The sequence below is a fragment of the Akkermansia sp. BCRC 18949 genome, from assembly GCF_045011645.1.
GTDB lineage: Bacteria > Verrucomicrobiota > Verrucomicrobiia > Verrucomicrobiales > Akkermansiaceae > Akkermansia > Akkermansia massiliensis.
The window spans coordinates 211854-229297 of record NZ_CP123619.1; the positions used below are offsets into that span (position 1 = coordinate 211854).

16 protein-coding genes are annotated in these 17444 nt (G+C 59.0%); 6 read left to right on the plus strand and 10 right to left on the minus strand.

The genetic code is table 11. The features are described 5' to 3' along the window. Positions 1–261: 261 nt before the first annotated feature. Both P8A25_RS00865 and P8A25_RS00870 read right to left on the minus strand, forming a co-directional pair. Positions 262–1284: a YeiH family protein gene (locus P8A25_RS00865; protein ID WP_022396339.1), complete on the minus strand. Its 1023-nt coding sequence runs from the start codon at positions 1282–1284 to the stop codon at positions 262–264. A gap of 121 nt (positions 1285–1405) precedes the next feature. Continuing rightward, the gene (locus P8A25_RS00870) at positions 1406–2305 is read right to left on the minus strand and encodes a LysR family transcriptional regulator (RefSeq protein WP_102721556.1); all 900 of its coding nucleotides are present in this window, start codon (positions 2303–2305) and stop codon (positions 1406–1408) included. Positions 2306–2463: 158 nt separating this feature from the next. Between P8A25_RS00870 and P8A25_RS00875 the strand changes: the two genes are divergently transcribed. Together P8A25_RS00875 and P8A25_RS00880 are read left to right on the plus strand one after the other, a co-directional pair. Next, the gene (locus tag P8A25_RS00875; RefSeq protein ID WP_404838730.1) at positions 2464–4017 is read left to right on the plus strand and encodes a hypothetical protein; all 1554 of its coding nucleotides are present in this window, start codon (positions 2464–2466) and stop codon (positions 4015–4017) included. A gap of 340 nt (positions 4018–4357) precedes the next feature. Then, positions 4358–4777, plus strand: a complete 420-nt coding sequence (locus tag P8A25_RS00880; protein WP_102721552.1) for a hypothetical protein — start codon at positions 4358–4360, stop codon at positions 4775–4777. Positions 4778–4795: 18 nt separating this feature from the next. Here P8A25_RS00880 and P8A25_RS00885 read toward each other — a convergent pair whose 3' ends face one another. Genes P8A25_RS00885 through P8A25_RS00915 form a run of 7 tightly spaced genes read right to left on the minus strand, consistent with a single transcriptional unit; the run spans position 4796 to position 11927 of the window. Then, on the minus strand, positions 4796–5251 hold the full coding sequence (locus tag P8A25_RS00885) for a hypothetical protein (RefSeq protein WP_215442793.1): 456 nt from the start codon (positions 5249–5251) through the stop codon (positions 4796–4798). Positions 5252–5272: 21 nt separating this feature from the next. Then, positions 5273–6382, minus strand: a complete 1110-nt coding sequence (locus P8A25_RS00890) for a glycoside hydrolase family 43 protein (RefSeq protein WP_215458381.1) — start codon at positions 6380–6382, stop codon at positions 5273–5275. A 21-nt stretch (positions 6383–6403) separates the two neighbouring features. Continuing rightward, the gene (locus tag P8A25_RS00895; protein WP_102729849.1) at positions 6404–7549 is read right to left on the minus strand and encodes a glycoside hydrolase family 43 protein; all 1146 of its coding nucleotides are present in this window, start codon (positions 7547–7549) and stop codon (positions 6404–6406) included. After that, positions 7546–8799 carry a prenyltransferase/squalene oxidase repeat-containing protein gene (locus P8A25_RS00900; protein ID WP_102729850.1) on the minus strand — a complete coding sequence of 418 codons (1254 nt, stop codon included), beginning with the start codon at positions 8797–8799 and terminating at the stop codon, positions 7546–7548. Before P8A25_RS00900 ends, P8A25_RS00895 begins: the two co-directional genes overlap by 4 nt. Positions 8800–8802: 3 nt before the next feature. Then, positions 8803–10029: a prenyltransferase/squalene oxidase repeat-containing protein gene (locus P8A25_RS00905; RefSeq protein WP_215458382.1), complete on the minus strand. Its 1227-nt coding sequence runs from the start codon at positions 10027–10029 to the stop codon at positions 8803–8805. A gap of 17 nt (positions 10030–10046) precedes the next feature. After that, complete coding sequence (locus P8A25_RS00910) at positions 10047–11231, minus strand: HlyD family efflux transporter periplasmic adaptor subunit (protein WP_022396331.1); 1185 nt, start codon at positions 11229–11231, stop codon at positions 10047–10049. A 15-nt stretch (positions 11232–11246) separates the two neighbouring features. After that, positions 11247–11927 carry a hypothetical protein gene (locus P8A25_RS00915; RefSeq protein WP_102731255.1) on the minus strand — a complete coding sequence of 227 codons (681 nt, stop codon included), beginning with the start codon at positions 11925–11927 and terminating at the stop codon, positions 11247–11249. Positions 11928–12116: 189 nt separating this feature from the next. Between P8A25_RS00915 and P8A25_RS00920 the strand changes: the two genes are divergently transcribed. The 4 genes from P8A25_RS00920 to asnS all read left to right on the plus strand — a co-directional run bounded on the left by P8A25_RS00920 (position 12117) and on the right by asnS (position 16172). After that, positions 12117–12836 carry a hypothetical protein gene (locus P8A25_RS00920; protein ID WP_215458383.1) on the plus strand — a complete coding sequence of 240 codons (720 nt, stop codon included), beginning with the start codon at positions 12117–12119 and terminating at the stop codon, positions 12834–12836. A gap of 38 nt (positions 12837–12874) precedes the next feature. Continuing rightward, positions 12875–13192 (plus strand): thioredoxin, encoded by a 318-nt coding sequence (gene trxA / locus P8A25_RS00925; protein WP_022396328.1) that lies wholly within the window; start codon positions 12875–12877, stop codon positions 13190–13192. 223 nt (positions 13193–13415) lie between these two features. Further along, the gene (locus P8A25_RS00930; RefSeq protein ID WP_215458384.1) at positions 13416–14696 is read left to right on the plus strand and encodes a C39 family peptidase; all 1281 of its coding nucleotides are present in this window, start codon (positions 13416–13418) and stop codon (positions 14694–14696) included. 108 nt (positions 14697–14804) lie between these two features. Beyond that, positions 14805–16172: an asparagine--tRNA ligase gene (gene asnS / locus P8A25_RS00935; protein WP_180971069.1), complete on the plus strand. Its 1368-nt coding sequence runs from the start codon at positions 14805–14807 to the stop codon at positions 16170–16172. 170 nt (positions 16173–16342) lie between these two features. Here asnS and P8A25_RS00940 read toward each other — a convergent pair whose 3' ends face one another. Continuing rightward, entirely contained in the window at positions 16343–17086 is a 744-nt protein-coding gene (locus P8A25_RS00940) for a PEP-CTERM sorting domain-containing protein (protein WP_022396325.1), read from the minus strand. Positions 17087–17444 lie beyond the last annotated feature (358 nt).

Consider the following 17444-nt stretch of genomic DNA (forward strand, 5'->3'; position numbering starts at 1 on the left):
GGTTTGGCTATGAATTTTTGTTGGGGCAGGCTGGGAAAACCTGCCGCAGTAGCGGGAATAGGAGCGGTTTACTGCCCGGATCCGCCGGGAAACGAATGATAAATCCGGAATCAGGGGCTGCTTTTTATCTCAAGGAACTCATGTTGAGTAGCCGTTTCTCTGTTGGAAACCGTTCCGTTGCGGATGAAACGGCCTTTTTGCTTCCGTACGGGGAGGAAACGCGGATGCATGCTTCCCCCGCAGGCGAAAGGTCTTTAAAGTTTAGAAGCTGATGAGCTTGACCAGCCAGTAGCCGCCGAAGAAGAGCCAGACGTACAGGAGGCCCGCAAGCAGGAAGGGGCGCGCTCCGGCTTTCTTGAACTTCTCAAAGCTGGATTCTGTGCCCAGAGCCGTCATCGCCATGGTCAGCAGGAACGTGTCCAGGGTGTTGATGGCGTCCACCAGTTCGGCAGGCAGCAGGTGCAGGGAATTGAAGCCGATGACGGCGAGGAACAGGAACGCGAACCAGGGGATGGTGATTTTACGTTTTTCGCTGTTTCCTCCGGCGGCGGAGTCCCGCCGCGCCAGGATGATGCTCAGGATGACCAGCACCGGGGCCAGCATCATCACGCGGATCATCTTGACGATGATGGCCGGGTCGGAGATGGCCTGCCCCATGGCGTTGCCGGCGCCCACCACGTGGGCCACTTCATGAAGGGTGGCTCCGGTAAAGAGGCCCATCTGTTCCGTCGTCAGGTTCAGCATTCCGGCCCGGTACAGGGCCGGATACAGGAACATGGATAGCGTGCCGAAGATGACGACGGTGGAAACGGCCACGGCCGCCTTGTAAGGCTTGCTTTTCACGACGGGTTCCGCGCCCAGGACGGCCGCCGCCCCGCAGATGGAACTGCCGATGGAGGTCAGAAGGGCCGTGTCCCGGTCCATTTTCAGCAGCCGCCCCAGTCCCGCGCCCAGCAGAATGGTGAGAGAGACCACAATGAGGTCGATCAGAAGAGCCGCTCCCCCGATGTCGATCACGCTCTGGAAGGTCAGCTTGAACCCGTACAGGACGATGCCTGTTCTCAGCACCTGCTTGGTGCAGAACTGGATGCCGGGCACCCACGCTTCCGGAAGGTGGTTGCGCAGGCTGTTGGCGTAAAGCATCCCCAGCACGATGCCGACGATCAGCGGGCTGAAGGAGAGGTGTTTCACCCATTCAAAGTCCGCAATGTAGAAGGCGGAAAAGGAGAACAGGACGATGAGCAGGATGCCGTGGAGCGGATTGGCGAGATGTTTGGGGGACATGGGCTGTAGAATGATGGCTGCGGCCGCCCGTCTTGTCCGGAGGGGGAACGTGCCGGAACGGCTGCGTGGGAGATATACTCCACAATCATCATAAAATCTAATCAGAAATTGTTATAGGCGATTAGATTTTGTTATAATAATTCCGGCAGAATTTGATGAATAATTCATTGATTCTGCTGTAGTCTCCGTGCCCGTTGGCAAAGTGAAAGGAACGGCGGATTTCCAGATGGCGGAGATGGATTTTTTTCAAATCCCCGCGTTTGAGCTCTTCCCGCACGGCGAGGGAGGAGAGAAAAGAGCATGCCGGGGAATGCGCCAGATACATCTTGATGCTTTCCGTATTGCCCAGCGTCATCAGGACGTGGAGGCCGGAAGCGGCGATTCCGTGTTTCTTCAGGACTTCCTCCACCACCCGGCGCGTGCCGGACCCCGGTTCCCGCATGATCAGGGGAACATGGGAGAGCTGCGGGAGGGAGAGGCCTTCCCGCGGGGCGGCGGCATGAGAACCGCCCGCCAGAATGATTTCATCCTCCATGAAGGGCAGGTAATGCAGGTCCGTGCGCCTTGCGGTGCCTTCCACGATGCCGAGCTGCACGGCTTCATCCTGCACGGCCTGTTCGATTTCCTCCGTATTGCCGCTTTTCAGCCGTATGCGTATTTCCGGATAATGGCGGTTGAACAGGGCCAGCAGCGGAGGCAGGACGTACTGGGACATGGTGGAGCTGGCTCCCAGGCTCAATTCACCGGAAACGGGCGTATTCCGGCCGGAAGACATGTCTTCCGCCAGCGTTTCATATTCCTTGAGGATGCGGCGGGAATGGACCAGCAGGCGCACGCCTTCCGCCGTCAGGGCGATGCCGCGGCCTTCCCTTTTGAACAGGCGGGCGTCCAGCAGGCGTTCCAGCTCCTTGATATGCCGGGTGACGGCCGGCTGCGTGATGAACAGCTCCTCCGCCGCGCGCGTGAAGTTCAGGCGCCGCGCGACGGTCTCAAACACTTTCAGCCGGAAATCCGTAATCATGGAGAAGGCATGCATTCAACCACGCCTCCGCGTTCCCGGCAAGCTCCTTTCCTTCATGCGGTTGCCCGTTGAAAAGAAAAGGCCGTGAAATCCGGATGATGACATGATGGCGGCTCGTGCGGGGAAGCCGGAAGGAAGAGAACAGGAGCAGCATGGGCATGAGATGGCGGATTATGGCCGCGGCGGCATTTTGCGTGGCCGGGTGGGCTTCCGGGGATGTGCCGTCCGATCCTTCCAGGGAGTTTTTACTGCCTTCCGGAACGTTGAAGGCGTTTGCCGAATATATACCAGCCTATGGAAAAGGTGCGGTTCCTGGTCCGGAGGAGACGGAGCCTGTCCGTCTGGAACAAGCGATAGACGCCACCCGGGCGGCAAAGGATGCCCGTGCGCTGAAGGAAGCCGCCGCCGCACTGGACGCCTATTGGCAGTCCCGGCTGGATGCTCTTTATGCTCCCGTAGCCGCCTGGTTGGCTTCACGGTGGTTTGTAAAGTCGGAATTGATTGAACATCAATCAAAGTGGTTTAAGGAAATGCCTCTTCAGGAATTGCAGGATGAAATAGTGATGGAATCCTGGGTGCAGGCGCAGGTGGCTTGGGAGGCATTTTTAAGAGCGGATGAGAGGTTTTACAGGGCGTGGATGCTGGCCGCCCAAAACCGGCGCTCTGCCATGAAGGGGGAGGGCGTACCCGATGCCGGGTCATTGGGAGAGCTGGAGGAGGCGGAAGTCCATGTGCGCCGGGCCTTCAAGAAGATGGAACGGATGATGGCTATTGCGGATACGGCCTGCGCGACGAATGCCTACCCGCTGGTAGACGTTGCGCCCGTGGATCCCGGCTGGCAGGAGAATGACCCCGTGCTGCAAAAGGTGGAACAGGCCGTTTGTTCTTCTGAATATCCCTTCGTCAAGTTCCTGCTGGGCTCCTACCGGAATTACTGGAAGGCCCGGTTGTCCGGTATCCGGACGGCTTTCTTGCCGGAGAATGGCTGCAGTTTCATGCGTACCGGATGGGAGGACAGGCTCCGGGAGGCGGACCGGGCGTGGCGGCGTTATGTGGTTTTTTCCGTGGAGTATGAAATTCAGCCCGGCATTTATTTCTGGAGTTCCGGGATAGGCATTTACATGACGGCGCATGAGTCGTGGCTATACCGCCAGAGGTGCCGGGATTTGCTGGCCGTCGCGGGGCTGGTACCGGAGAGAAGATCAGAGGGCTTCACCAGCCCGGCCCGGAATTTTGCCGGCTTTGGGGAAGCGCGTCTGATCGCGGAGCGCATGGCAGCAGCCGGAGGATCGTCCGCTGCGGCTTACCGAAAATTGTCTGAAAACCTGGAAAGGCTGCGCACGGATTTATTCAGTTCGGTTTCTCCCTGGCCAGCCGTTTTTTTGGCCGTGGAAACGGGGGATGAGAGCATGCTTCGTTTTCTGATGTCCCGGCTTCGCCTGTCCGGGGAGGATATGCTTCCGGGCGGTACGACGACTCCCCTGATGAAGGCCGTTGCCTCCCGATCCGTTCCCCTGGCGGATATTCTGGTTTCGTGCCGGGAGCTGCTCAATGCGGTGGATGCCAGGGGCCGTACGGCGTTGGACATGGCGCTGGAGCGCGGGGATGGGGAGATGGCCGCGTTGCTGCGGCGTCACGGAGGCATCACCGGAGAAGAACGGAAAAAGGAGAGAGAACATTCCTCCCCTTCCTCTCCGCCTGCGTATGACTGAGCCGGAGCCGGGAACGTTTTTCAGAGCTGGTGCGGGAGGTCATTCCCGGCAGGTTTTTTTGTTGGAAGGGGAATGGTTTTTGTTAATGCCGCCTTACCTGCCCGGAGCATGATTGTCCGGAATATTCCGGAGGGTGCAAGGGCTGGAAGAGGTCCCGATGGTTTCCGGCGTGCAGCAACGCGTTCAAGACGGAGATAAGACAAACGGGCGGAAGTTCTGTCATTCATAAACGTTTCTGTTTGAAAATAAGTGAATTTGGAAAGTTTTCACGGCACAGTGGAAGTTCCCGGAACCGTGCATCGTCTGAACGGAACGAGACGGGAGGGAATCAAATGCCTATATGAAACTGCATTCCATGATCATTGTCGGCGGAGCCGGCCTTTTGCTGTTGGGGGCCTGTTCCCCTTCTTCCTATCAGACCACGTTCCCGGAACCGGCCTATGTGAAGGTTTCCACCAATAACGGAGCCTATGCGCCTTATCCGGACAACCCCATCGGCCAGCAGGAACTGGTGTACTGGTATGATTCCCTTACTACCCCCATGACGGTGGTGGCGGAAGTACCGCCCACTCCCATCGTCACCAAGGGCCCCGGCCCGGTGATCCTTGATTCCAACGATTTCTCCGCGAAGCTGTACCGGGACAGAACGGAAATCAAGAAGAAGGACAAGGATGGCAACTGGGTCACCAGCGTGCGCCCCACCACTCCCGCTGACCAGCGCATGAGGAATTATGTGATGGCTTCCAAGAAAGCCCGTTAATCTTTTCCTCCGTTAAATTCAGGAAAACCTGTCCGGCCTGCTTTCCTCTCCGGAGGAAGCAGGCCCGGCTTGTTTACAGGCAGGTTTTTCTTCCCATTCATCCGCGGAAACGGGACGGCGGCGAACGCTTTTCCCCGGCCATGGGAGGTAGGCGTCCGTATAAAAGGAGGAGCCGCAGCCCCGGCATTCCAGCATGATGCCTGTATCCGGCCTTCCCTGTTCCTCCGGCGTCTGCGAGGCGGGGCGAAGCCCGGCATGCCCGCAGTGTGGGCAGCGGATGGGGAGAGGGGCGGCATATTGAATCATCAGAACTGCCGTGCAGACGAGCACCCAGGCAATGTAACCGGCCCAGAAAGGCCATTCCGGATTCAGCAGCCAGATTGCCGTGACGACGGGAATGGAGCACATGGCATATAGCAGGGTGCTCTTCTGCCTCGTGGCCAGGAGGTGGAAGCAGTAGATCGTATCCTGCATGAAAGAGGGGGAAGGAAACGGTTACAGATCCTTCAGGGTCCATTCATCCTTCCATTCCAGAATGATCTGGTCGCCGTCCCATTTCATGGGAAGCCACATGTGGCGGCCGTCAATGGCGTTTTTGGGCCGCCAGATGTCCGCCATGAAGATGAATTTGCCGGGCTTGCCCTGTACGGGCAGGATGTAGGTGCTTTGTCCGCCGAAGGTGATATTGGCCTTGGGCCCTACGCAGGGATTTTTGAGCTCCGTCCACGGTCCGGCCATGCGGGGGGCCACGGCGCTGAGGGCCGCGTTGGGCGCCCAGCCGGAGCAGCCGGAGGCGATCATGTAGTATTTCCCGTTGTGCTTGCAGATGGCGGGAGCTTCCATGTAGCGGTTGACGAAGACGCGGACGTATTTTCCGTTATGCCCGGTGTAGTCCGGCGTCAGTTCCGCGATGTGCAGGGTGATGTTCCCTTCGGAGGAGTAAATATGGTAGGCCTTGCCGTTGTCGTCCACAAAGATGGTCATGTCACGGCTCATCTGGCCGCCGGGGAAGTCCCTGCGGATGATGCGGACATAGTCAGGCATCTCCTTGGTGAACTCGGTCGTCTGGTCCTTTTTGTCCAGATTCAGGGGCCATTTGCCCGGATTGACGCGCCCGGCTTTCAGGAACGTGAACGGACCGGTGGGCTTTGTGGCCGTAGCCACGCCCGCGTACGCGGAACCGTAGCCCTTCCCCCTGAGTTCCAGGTGGAACCACATCACGTACTTTTTGGTCTTCTTGTTGTAGACCACCTTGGGGCGTTCCAGGATGCAGCCTTTGGCGATGGGGTGGGAGTTGTCCCCTTCCACCACTTTCAGGGCGATTCCTTCGTCCTTCCAGTTGTACAGGTCCCTGGAGGAATAGCAGTGCACGCCCACCTGGGCGCGGTTTCCGGCGTCCCCCTCCACCTTGTGTTCTCCGTACCAGTAGTAGGTGCCCTTGTCGTACAGGATGCCGCCGCCGTGGGCATTGATGTGCACGCCGTTGTTGTCCGTCCAGATTTCACCGGGCTTGAAGGACGTGTGTTTGACGGGGGCGTCAGCCGTGGCAACGGAGGAGAGGCAGCAGGCCAGTCCGGCAAAAAAGGTGAGCAGCAGTGTTTTCATGCGTGTTGGCGGTGAATCGGGTTACATGTCTTCCAGTTTCCATTCGTCTTTCCATTCCAGTTTGATCTGGTCTCCGTCAAACTGGATGGGAAGCCACATATAGCGGCCGTCAATGGCGTTCTGGGGCCGCCAGATGTCCGCCATGAAGATGAATTTGCCGGGTTTGCCCTGTACGGGCAGGATGTAGGTGCTCTGTCCGCCGAAGGTGCTCCCGGCCTTGGGACCCACGCAGGGGTTTTTGAGCTCCGTCCACGGTCCGGCAATGCGGGGAGCCACGGCGCTGCGGGCGGCGTTCGGCGCCCAGCCTGTGCATCCGGAGGCGATGAAGTAGTATTTGCCCTTGTGCTTGAAGATGGCGGGAGCTTCCATGAAGCGGCCGGGGAAGACGCGGACGAATTTTCCGGTGTGCTCCGTGTAGTCCGGCGTCAGTTCAGCGATGTGGGTAGTGCTGTTTTCCTCGGAGGAATAGATGTGGTAGGCCTTGCCGTCGTCATCCACAAAGATGGTCATGTCACGGCTCATTTGTCCTTTTTCAAAGTCCTTCTTGAACATGTCCTCGGAACGCACGCCTTCCGGCAGGGCGCTGGAGGTCAGGCCGGGCACTCCCTTGAACGTTTTCATGGTCTGGTCCTTCTTGTCCATGTTCATGGGCCATTTGCCCGGATTGACGCGCCCGGCTTTCAGGAACGTGAACGGTCCGGTGGGCTTTGTGGCCGTAGCCACGCCCGCATAGGCCGCGCCATAGCCTTTTCCCTTGAGCTCCAGATGGAACCACATCACGTACTTTTTGGTCTTCTTGTTGTAGACCACCTTGGGGCGTTCCAGGATGCAGCCTTTGGCGATGGGGTGGGAGTTGTCCCCTTCCACCACTTTCAGGGCGATTCCCTCGTCTTTCCAGTTGTACAGGTCCCTGGAGGAATAGCAGTGCACGCCCACCTGAGCGCGGTTTCCGGCGTCCCCCTCCACCTTGTGTTCTCCGTACCAGTAGTAGGTGCCCTTGTCGTACAGGATGCCGCCGCCGTGGGCATTGATGTGCACGCCGTTGTTGTCCGTCCAGATTTCACCGGGCTTGAAGGACGTGTGCCGGACCGGCGTTTCCGCGGTGGAAACAGCGGCCGCGCCGCAGAACAGGCAGAGCGCCAGAAGGGATTTCATGGTGTTTGTCATGGCCGGAATGGTGTGGAAGTAAGGGATGAAGGCGGTTCCGGCTGTCCGTACAGCTTGTCCCACGCGCGGGAAAGGGCGTAAAGGGCGTAGCCGGTGCCGTAGAATTTGTGATAATTGTACAGGGGGTAATCCCACCAGGAACCGTCTGTTCCCTGACGGGTGAGGATGTCGTCCGCCAATAGAGACGCATGGCGTTTTACCTGATTTGGGGCCAGCATGTCCAGACACATTCCTGAATAATAGTATCCGTAGTAGAAAAAGTAGCCGGAATTCTGGGCGAAACTTTCATGGGGAGTGGGCTTGTGCAGGGCCATCGTCAGCCATCCCCGGCGGCTCCACAGGCGGTCCAGTCCGTCCACGAGCTGGCGCAGGGAGATGTCCTCCGGCTCCCAGAGCCTGATGGCGTAGTCACAGGCGGGGGTGCGTGCCAGGCTGCCGGTGTGGCGGTTGATGGGCCGGCCGGGATAGAAGGCATGCCCCAGGGAATAGACGTAGGTTCCCGCCGGCGTCCTCTGGGATTTGAGGAATTTCAACGCGCGGCTGAATATTTTGTTGTCCAGCGACAGGCCGAATGATTTTCCGGCCATCCAGGCGGAGATGAGGACGGTTCCCGTCAGGAAGGAGGTAGGCTGCGCCGCAGGCCGTTTGCTGAAGCCGGAATAGGTGAGGTAGCCCCAGCCCCCCATGGCGGAAGCCAGCTCATTGAGCTTTTTCACCTGGGCGCCGGCGCAGCTTTTCAGCTCCCGGTAGCGCGGGCTGTTCCGGTCCAGTCTTGCGGCCCGCATGCTCATGGCGTCCAGCACGTAGGTATGCGCCCAGGTGTTGTACACGCAAAGGGAGTCGCCGCGCTTCAAATGAGGCATCGTACGGATCAGGTAGTTTTCCGCGCGGGTCATGGCCTGCTGCACGGCGGGTTCGTTGTGCAGGGGGCTGGCGTTAAGCCCCGCAATGCACAGGGCGGTGCTTGCCGTCTTGAAGGTGAGCGGGCCGTCCGGATAGGGGCAGAGGATGTTCCAGGTGCCGATCACCCGGTGGTCGCCCCAGGAGCCGTCCCTGTTCTGCGTTTTCAGCAGGAAGTCTACGCCGCGGCGGAACGCCTGGTCAAATTGTTCGGGTTTCGCGGGCGGGATGTCCGGAATTTTGGCGATCTGGATGGCATCCGCCTTTTCCGCCTGCGCGGGTTTCCCGTGCGCTGCGGGAAGATGCAGGCACAGAATCGCGAGAAGGCTGGTCGTCAGCAGGCGGAACATGGGTCAGGAGGCCGTTGCGGCATTGGAAGGGTACAGGGATTCCCTGACGCGGGAGACGGCGTACAGGGCATAGCCGGTACCGTAGAATTTATGGTAGTTGTACAGGGGATAGTCCCACCAGGAGCCGTCTTTTTCCTGCATGGGCAGGAGGTCGCTTGCCAGATGGGAGGCATGGCGCGCCAGATGTTCCGGGGCCACTTCCTCCAGGCAGCGGGCGGCGTAATAATACCCGTAGTAGAAGAAGTAGCCCGCGTTCTGGGCAAAGCTTTCATGGGGAATGGGCTTTTTCACGGCCAGGGAAAGCCAGCCGCCGCGGCTCCAGATGCGTTCCAGGCCGTCTTCCAACTGCCGCCTGGAGATGAAAGCCGGGTCATACCGCATCAGGGCCAGGTCTCCGGCGGGGGTGCGGGCCAGACTGCCGGTGTGGCGGTTGATGGGCCGGCCGGGATAGAAGGAGTGGGAAAGGGAATAGACGTAGCTGCCGGCAGGGGTCCGCAGTTTTTCCAGGCAGGCGACGGCGCGTTTGACGACGCGGGCATCCGGCTTGAGGCCGAAGGCCTGTTCCGAGTCCTTGTAGGCGAGCAGGACCGTAGCCGTCAGGAAGGAGGTGGGCTCTCCGATGGGACGTTTGGAAAAGGTTTCAAACGTATAATAGCCCCAGCCGCCCTGGACGTCCGCCATCTGGTCCAGCGCCTTGACCTGAAGGCCGGCCACTTTTTTTAGTTCCGCATACAGGGGGGAATCCGCAGGAAGATTGCGGGCCGCCCGGCTCAGGGCGGAGAGGCCGTAGGCATGGCCCCAGACGCCGAGCACGGTGCGCGTGTCTCCCCGTTTCAGGGTGGGCAGCGTGGTTAGCAGGTACTGCACGGCCTTGTCCAGCGCGGCCTTGACGGCGGGGTCCTCCTTCAGGGGGCTGGTGAGCAGGCCGATTACGCACAGGGAGGTGGAGGCCGTTCTGAACGACCTGGGCCCTTCAGGGTAGGGGCAGATGACGTTCAGCCCCTTGGTGCGCGTATGGCTTCCCCAGGAGCCGTCCCTGTTCTGTTCCTTCAGCAGGAAGTCCGCCGCCTTCCGGATGGAGGCGTCCAGGGTTTCCCGGGAGGGCGGCGGAACGTCCGGCACCCTGGCAATGGGAATGGTATCCCTTTTTTCCGCGTTTTCCTCCGGAATGGAGGCGCAGAGCGCCGTGCTGGCCCCCAGGGCGGCGAGAAAAAAGACGGCTTTATTCATGGAGGTCCGTAGGGGGATCAGGCCTGCTGGTCCTTGATGGTGACCTGGACGGGGAGGCCGGGAGCGAAGATCTGGCTGGCGGGAACCTTGGGCGTGATGATGATGCGGCGCTTGCCGTCCGCCCCCGGAATGGGGCTGGCTTCCGTAATGACGCCGGGAATCTGCATGTTCGTTACCTTGATGACGACGGCTTCCCCCACCTTGGGCGTGGCGGTGGAGTCCGGCAGCGTGGCCTGCACGATCAGTTCCGAGTTCGGCGGGACGATGGTGGCGATTTTGTCAAAGGCTTCCAGCTTGCCGCCGGGCTTGAGCTTTTCCGCCACCGGAATGGCTACCCATTTGTCCGCCACATAGCCGCCGTACAGCAGGATGCCGTTTTCAGGGGCCTTGAAGGCGGCCATTTCCCGGTCCGCTTTCAGTTCGTTGTATTTGTCCTGAAGGCGGCGCAGGGACACCTCCGCCTCCGTCAGGGCTATCTTTTTCTGTTCCAGGTCAAAATCAGCCTGCTTCCGGGCCTGTTCCAAATCCATCTGCTTTTCCTTGACCGCCGTGGCGTAGTCTTCCCCCAGGCGGTGGATGTTGCGCAGCTTGGCCAGCTCCGCGACGAGCTTGGCTCCCTGGACGGCAAATTCGCTTTCCCCCAGTTCGTTTTTCAGGCGCTTGAGGATGATTTCTTCCGTTTCCTCCGCCACCTGGTCATCCTTGTACATCTTGGTAAGCTGGTTCAGCTCCTCCTGCTTGTAGGACATGTGGCGCAGGGCCTTGTTGACGCGTTCCTCTTCTTCCGCCAGCATGCGGGCCTTCCGCTTTTCCAGGAAGTCTTTCTGGTCCTCCTCCGTCCGGGTCAGGGCCGTCTGGTATTTTTGCAGAGCCAGCGCGGAGCGTTCCTTCTGCTGGTCCAGGGCATACCGGAGTTTCAGCACTTCCAGGTTTTTGCTCTTGATGGTGCGTTCGTAGTCTTCAATGCTCTTGTCCAGGATGCGGAAGTCCGCCTGCGCCACGGATTCCCCCTTCTTGACGGAGCTGCCCTGCGGCATGATGCCGAGCAGGAAAATGTCCGAGCTCCCCTTGGGGGAGAAGGAAATGGACTTGGTGTTTTTCTTGGGAAGCAGGATGCCCGGGGCAATGGAATCCGCCAGGGCGGGAATTCCGATGAGCAGGGCGGCCAGAAGTCCGGCCGTTGTAAGAGTTGTGCGGTTCATGGTGGCAGGATGGAATTAGGATTGATGCGCGGAAAAGGGGACGAAGCGCCCCTTCTTTCCAAGAATAACGGTGTGAAAAGTGGTTTTCTTTCCTTTATGTGAGGCAGGCACGGCCTCCGTGCTCACTTCAAAACCCGCTTTTTGGAGTGTGCGGGCAAGCCGGACGTCCGGCCGGGCCACGGTGATGACCAGCAGGCCGCCCTGCTTGAGCGCGGCAAAATAGTCGGAAGCCTCCGCCACGCTCAGGTTCATGCGTTCATGCGTGGAACGGCACAGGATGGCGTGGAAGCTTTTCGGGTTTTTGCGGGCGATCTGGAGCGCCGGAGTGAATTCCACGCTGACGCGGGGATCGTGCAGGAAGCCGGGGCGTTCCCCGTCCATCAGCTCCTGGTGCCAGTCAACGAGCGGCTTGCAGGGCTCCGCTACGATGAAGCGGGCCTTTTCCCTCTGGACCAGGTCCATCAGGGCAAACAGGGTGAACCCCAGGCTTAAGCCGTCCAGGAGAAAAGCGGGCTGGTTGGCCCTTTTAACCGGGGCTGCCGCCATGGCCGCCGCCGCTTCATTGCTCCCATGGGAAAAACTGGACGCGAGCTGCACGCCGTCACGAAGAAGAAAATGGAAGCCGTCCCGTTCCCAGAGGTCGAGAATGGAACCGTCGGGCAAGGTGGTGGAAGCTAATTTGGTAATGGGTTTCATATGAAATAATGCCGGATACACAGCGTAGGAAAGAACGCTTTTCAGGGCAAGTCCGGACAGCGTGTTTAGGATGGAATACGCTCCAAATTAAAAAAAATTGCATGGAATTTGGGCTTTGCGCATTCTTTTTCTTGATTTACGGTCGGAAATAAGCGAGAGCTATCGTTCAGCACAGCTATTTTTTCCGATATGAGTAATCCACCTCCCCCCTCCATTCCGGGCGGTACTCCGCCTCCGCCCAGCATTCCGACTCCGCCGGCCGCTCCCTCCGTGCCCAAGGCACCGGCGGCTCCCTCTGTCCCTCCCGCCTCCGGCGCTCCTGCGGCTCCCGCCGCACCCGCCGCGCCGCCCGCTGCTGCTGCGCCCACCATTCCCCTTCGTCCCGCCGGGCTCGGCGGAGGCATCAAGCTTGGCGGCGGGTTGAAGACGGTTGCTCTCGGCTCCGCCACGACGCCCGTGGCTCCTCCCGCCGGTGCGGCACCCGCAGCCGCTGCGCCCACCGTTCCCCTGACCTCTCCCGGGGCAGGCATGGCGACCGCCCAGCTTCCGCAGGCCACCATCGGGCTGAATACCGCTCCTGCGGCCGCTCCGGTTTCTTCCGCCTCCTTTACGGCCAAGAAGTTTGAAGAAGATACGGAAGCGGCCCCCAATACGCTGCTCAATATTCTTTCCTTCGTGGCTCTTGCCTTTGCGCTTATTTTCGTTGGTTATCAATACGCCACGGATACCCTGGAAGCCCGCAGCATGACGGGCTGGCTGGGGAGCGACTCCAAGCCCGCTGCCGCGGCTCCCACCTCCGCCGGTGAGGAAGCGACCGATGACGCGGCCGCCGAATCTTCTCCCGATGACGCCTCCTCCGATGCCCCTGCAGAAGAGTCTTCCGATGATGGCGCCGATGCAGAAGAATAAGTGAACATAATGACTGTTGAAATACTCTAAGCGGTACTATGGCAAACGTATTTTCTGAAGCAAATTTTGAGGATGAAGTCCTGAAGTCCGACATTCCTGTGCTTGTCGACTTCTGGGCTACATGGTGCGGCCCCTGCCGCATGATCGCCCCGATCATTGACCAGCTTTCCACGGAACTGGCCGGCAAGATCAAGGTGGGCAAAGTGGATGTGGACGCCAACAACGGCCTTGCCGCTACCTATGGCGTGCGTACCATTCCCACCCTCCTGGTTATCAAGGACGGGGAAATCATGGATACGATGGTGGGAGCCTCTTCCAAGGACGCCATCATGCAGCGTTTGCGTCCGTTCATGTAACCGGATTGGTTTATTCATTCAAGCCGGCCTGCTGCGGAATGTACCGCGGCAGGCCGGTTTTTTTGTTCCTGGGGCCTGTCTGAATGAATCCGGTGAAGGGAAGGCTAATAACGGGCCGTCCGCCGGGGTAAGATGCATTTTTTCTTGGCAGGACCGCCATGGAAGAATACATTGTCAGCATGGGCCCCGAGCAGCGGGACCGTTCCTCTACTCCTTTGCCGTTATGCGATTTATCTCTTCATTCCTCTCTGTCTTTTCCGCCTGCTGCCTTCTTCCCGCCGCATGGGGCGCTGGAGACATGGCGCCGGATTTAAAATCCGGCGCGTTCTGGATCCTCCCGCAACCGGATTTGTTTGGGAAATATTTCAACGGGGAATCCGGAGGCTGGGTGGACAGGGACAAGACCCAGCTCCGGATTGCGAAGCCTGCAATCAAAATAGGGGAAATGTCCCTGGGGGAAATGCTGGTGCACTGGAAGGAAGGCGTTCCCCAGTCCATGACCGTCATGATGTACAACAAGGGGGACAACGGGGCCATTGACAAGGATGAGTTTGAAAAACGCCTGGACCGCATCAGGGAAGGGCTGACCGCTCTCACCGGAGTGCAGCCCAGGGAGTACCGGGCCACCCGGAAGGAGGCGGTGGTCAAGGTCAATGGCTGGTCCTGGATTTGGGACAAGGGGGCGATTACCCTGGAAACCAATACGTCGCGGGAGGGCAGGGAATTTGAAGCGGAATTCATCCGGTTGAAGGCCGGCCCCACGGAGGCTTCCATCGCGAGGGGCGACGCTTCTTCCCGCGCCAGAAAGGCGGACATCAAGCAGCACGTCAGGAAAGAAGGAAAACGGGTGGTCATCCAGGACATTCCCATGGTAGACCAGGGGCAGAAGGGTTATTGCGTGGTGGCGACCGCCGCCCGGATTTTTGCCTATTACGGAATGGATTACGTGGACCAGCACGAACTTGCTTCCCTGGCCAATTCCTCCGCGGAAGGAGGAACCAGCACGGCGGCAATGGCGGAGAACCTGAAAAAGATAGGGGCGCGCTTCCAGATCCGGATCAAGGTGCTGGATTCCCTGACGGACACCCGTGATTTCCGGAATCTGCTGAAAGCCTACAACCGCGCCGCCTCCAAATTAAAAAAGGAGAAGGTGGAGAATGAATATGACTGGTCCGGCTTCTGGGACAATGCGGACGGGGAGGTGCTGAAGCTGGCGCGCGCCGGATCTCCGTCCCAGATGGACAAATGGCTCAACGCCATCAGGCCCTACATCACGGCGGGCATTCCCGTGCTGTGGTCCGTTCAACTGGGCATCGTTCCTGAACCGCTGCGCCTGTCCCAGACGCGCGGTGGCCATTTGAGGCTCATCATCGGCTTTGACGAGGAAAAGAAGACGCTCATCTTCTCGGATTCCTGGGGTGCGGCCCACACGGAAAAGGAAATGCCGCTGGCGGACGCCATCGCCATTACGACGGGGCGGCAGGTTATGCAGCCCTCCAAATAAGGCCGTGCTGCACGCCCTCCTTCCGCTGCCGGAAGCGCCTGAATATTCTCTCCGGAGAAAAGTAATTCTGCTGGCATGGGAAAGGCGCTGTATTATACTTGCGCCATGATCAGCAGAACATTGGTGAAATATGCTTTGAACAGTGAGGCGGAAATGCCGGACGTATTGATTCAGGGCTGGGTGCGTACGCGCCGTGATTCCAAGGCTTTTTCCTTTCTGGAAGTAAATGACGGTTCTTCCGTGGCTTCCCTCCAGGTGGTGGCGGATGCAGGCATTCCCGGTTATGAACGGATTGGGGAAATGACCACGGGCTCCGCCGTGAGCGTTCGCGGGGCTCTGGTTGCCGGACAGGGCAGGCAGCGATGGGAACTGCGCGCTGCCTCCCTGGAGCTGGTGGGGACCGCTCCGGATTCCTACCCTTTGCAGAAAAAGGGGCATACGCCGGAATTCCTGCGTTCCATCGCCCATCTGCGCCCCCGCACCAACCTGTTCGGCGCCGTGTTCCGCATGCGCAGCAGGCTGGCCTATGCCATTCACCGGTTTTTCCAGGAGAGGGACTTTTCCTGGGTCAGCACGCCCATTATTACCGCCAGCGACTGCGAGGGCGCCGGTGAAATGTTCCGTGTGACGACGCTGGACGTGGGCGACGCCGCCTCCCGTGACGCAGCCCTGGATTTCTTCGGCAAGGCGGCCTACCTCACCGTGAGCGGACAGCTTGAAGGGGAGGCGTTCGCATGCGCACTGAGCAATATTTATACCTTCGGCCCCACTTTCCGGGCGGAGAACTCCAATACCACGCGCCATGCGGCGGAATTCTGGATGGTGGAGCCTGAAATGGCCTTCTGCGACCTGTACGGAGACATGGACATGGCGGAAGCGTTCGTCCGCTTCCTGGTCGGCGACGCCCTGGAGAACAGCGCGGAAGAGGTGGAATTCCTGACCCGCTTTGTGGACAAGGGGCTGCGGGAACGCCTGGAGCATGTGAAGGAAACGCCGTTTGTGCGCTGTTCCTATACGGAAGCCGTGGATATTCTGCTCAAGAGCGGGAAAACGTTTGATTACCCCGTTTCCTGGGGCATCAACCTCCAGAGCGAGCACGAACGCTTCCTGACGGAAGAGCATTTCAAATGCCCGGTCATCGTTTACAATTACCCGAAGGAGATCAAGCCTTTCTACATGCGTCTGAACGAAGACGGCAGGACCGTTACCGCCATGGACGTGCTGGTGCCCGGCATCGGGGAAATCGTAGGGGGAAGCCAGCGTGAGGAACGGCTGGACATTCTGGAGGAAAACATGCGCCGCATGGGCATGAATGAGGAAGCCTACCGCTGGTATGCGGATCTGCGCCGCTACGGCACGGTTCCGCACGCCGGATTCGGAGCCGGGTTTGAACGCCTGCTGATGTTCGTGACCGGAGTGACCAACATACGCGACGTACTGCCCTTTGCCCGCACGCCGCGCAACTGCGAGTTCTGACCTGCGCGGAGAAGCTTCCGTTTTTCCGTTCGGGACGGCATTGCGCGGCCCCGGAGCGGGCGCGTTGGCGAATGGGGAAATGCTTGTGAAAATTGACCCCGCCGGCAAAAGAAAACCCCGGCTTTCCCTTTGGGGAGCAAGCCGGGGTAAAATCGGTGCTGGGGCGGAGACTACTGTCTCTTTCTTCTTAACAGCAGGGAGCCCAGTCCCAGCAGGCTCAGCGTGGCCGTTGCGGGTTCCGGAACGGTTTCATAGTTGATCAGTACCTTGGTGACGCCGTTTTCTGTGACCTGTGTCACGGTCGCCTGTACCTGGGAGTTGCTGGCGATGTTCAGGCCGCTCAGGTCCAGATTGAGGTTGCCTCCCTGCTGGGCGGATTTGATGGAAGCCAGTTCAATCGTTCCGCTTCCGGAAAGGCTGTTCATATCCAGCGTGCCGGTGAAGGTGACGGTTTTTCCGTTGGTCCAGAAGTTGGTGAGGTCCGTAGCGGTCCAGGAACCGTGTTCCGCCGCCGTAAAGGTGCCGAAATCCAGCGTAAAGTCACGGCCCAGTCCAAAGGCGTTGCTGGATTCAAATACCAGATGGGAATTGCCTTCCAGGGTAAAGGAATTGACGTTGAGATCCCCTATCGTAGTCGTGCAGACCAGGGTGCTTCCGGACCCTACCTGGACCGTATTGGTAGCGCCGAAGAAGGATTGCGCGGTGGACCAGGTAACGGTTCCGGCGTTTTCCCCGATGATGGCGTTGTCATTGGTGCTGTGCTGCGGGAAGTAGCCGTTCGGCGCGCCGTCCACCGTCCAGTTGTTGGAATCTCCATAGATCCCGTTTCCTGCCGCTCCGCTCCAGACATAGGTGGCAGCCTGGGAAATCCCGGCGGATAGGCAGCATAAAATGCAGAATGTAGATAATCTCATGCTCAACAGATACTTTAACAGAGACACGGATAACGGATTTCCAATCCGGCGTCAATGCAAATGTTTGAGGGAGGAACACATCAGGCAAACATATCTTTACTACAACTTAAACGGAAAAGAGGGCACGAGCATTTAATTAATTCATAATTCATTTATTGTAAAATATTTATTTTTTAATAAACCGGGAATCGGATTGGAAATCCGTGCAGACGTCATTCCTTTATTTCGAAATGCCGTTTTTAAAAGAAAAGATTTAATGTGCGGCAGGAGACAGTGGCTGAAACATACGGAAAACCCTTTCCCGCACAGGGCGGGAAAGGGCCTACCATAACCAAGTAAAAGCATGCGCTGAAGCGCC

Excerpts from the sequence above, each read along its gene's own strand:
- P8A25_RS00865 (WP_022396339.1), bottom strand. The coding sequence starts at position 1,284 with ATGTCCCCCAAACATCTCGCCAATCCGCTCCACGGCATCCTGCTCATC.
- P8A25_RS00870 (WP_102721556.1), bottom strand. The coding sequence starts at position 2,305 with ATGATTACGGATTTCCGGCTGAAAGTGTTTGAGACCGTCGCGCGGCGC.
- P8A25_RS00875 (WP_404838730.1), top strand. The coding sequence starts at position 2,464 with ATGAGATGGCGGATTATGGCCGCGGCGGCATTTTGCGTGGCCGGGTGG.
- P8A25_RS00880 (WP_102721552.1), top strand. The coding sequence starts at position 4,358 with ATGAAACTGCATTCCATGATCATTGTCGGCGGAGCCGGCCTTTTGCTG.
- P8A25_RS00885 (WP_215442793.1), bottom strand. The coding sequence starts at position 5,251 with ATGCAGGATACGATCTACTGCTTCCACCTCCTGGCCACGAGGCAGAAG.
- P8A25_RS00890 (WP_215458381.1), bottom strand. The coding sequence starts at position 6,382 with ATGAAAACACTGCTGCTCACCTTTTTTGCCGGACTGGCCTGCTGCCTC.
- P8A25_RS00895 (WP_102729849.1), bottom strand. The coding sequence starts at position 7,549 with ATGACAAACACCATGAAATCCCTTCTGGCGCTCTGCCTGTTCTGCGGC.
- P8A25_RS00900 (WP_102729850.1), bottom strand. The coding sequence starts at position 8,799 with ATGTTCCGCCTGCTGACGACCAGCCTTCTCGCGATTCTGTGCCTGCAT.
- P8A25_RS00905 (WP_215458382.1), bottom strand. The coding sequence starts at position 10,029 with ATGAATAAAGCCGTCTTTTTTCTCGCCGCCCTGGGGGCCAGCACGGCG.
- P8A25_RS00910 (WP_022396331.1), bottom strand. The coding sequence starts at position 11,231 with ATGAACCGCACAACTCTTACAACGGCCGGACTTCTGGCCGCCCTGCTC.
- P8A25_RS00915 (WP_102731255.1), bottom strand. The coding sequence starts at position 11,927 with ATGAAACCCATTACCAAATTAGCTTCCACCACCTTGCCCGACGGTTCC.
- P8A25_RS00920 (WP_215458383.1), top strand. The coding sequence starts at position 12,117 with ATGAGTAATCCACCTCCCCCCTCCATTCCGGGCGGTACTCCGCCTCCG.
- trxA (WP_022396328.1), top strand. The coding sequence starts at position 12,875 with ATGGCAAACGTATTTTCTGAAGCAAATTTTGAGGATGAAGTCCTGAAG.
- P8A25_RS00930 (WP_215458384.1), top strand. The coding sequence starts at position 13,416 with ATGCGATTTATCTCTTCATTCCTCTCTGTCTTTTCCGCCTGCTGCCTT.
- P8A25_RS00940 (WP_022396325.1), bottom strand. The coding sequence starts at position 17,086 with ATGAGATTATCTACATTCTGCATTTTATGCTGCCTATCCGCCGGGATT.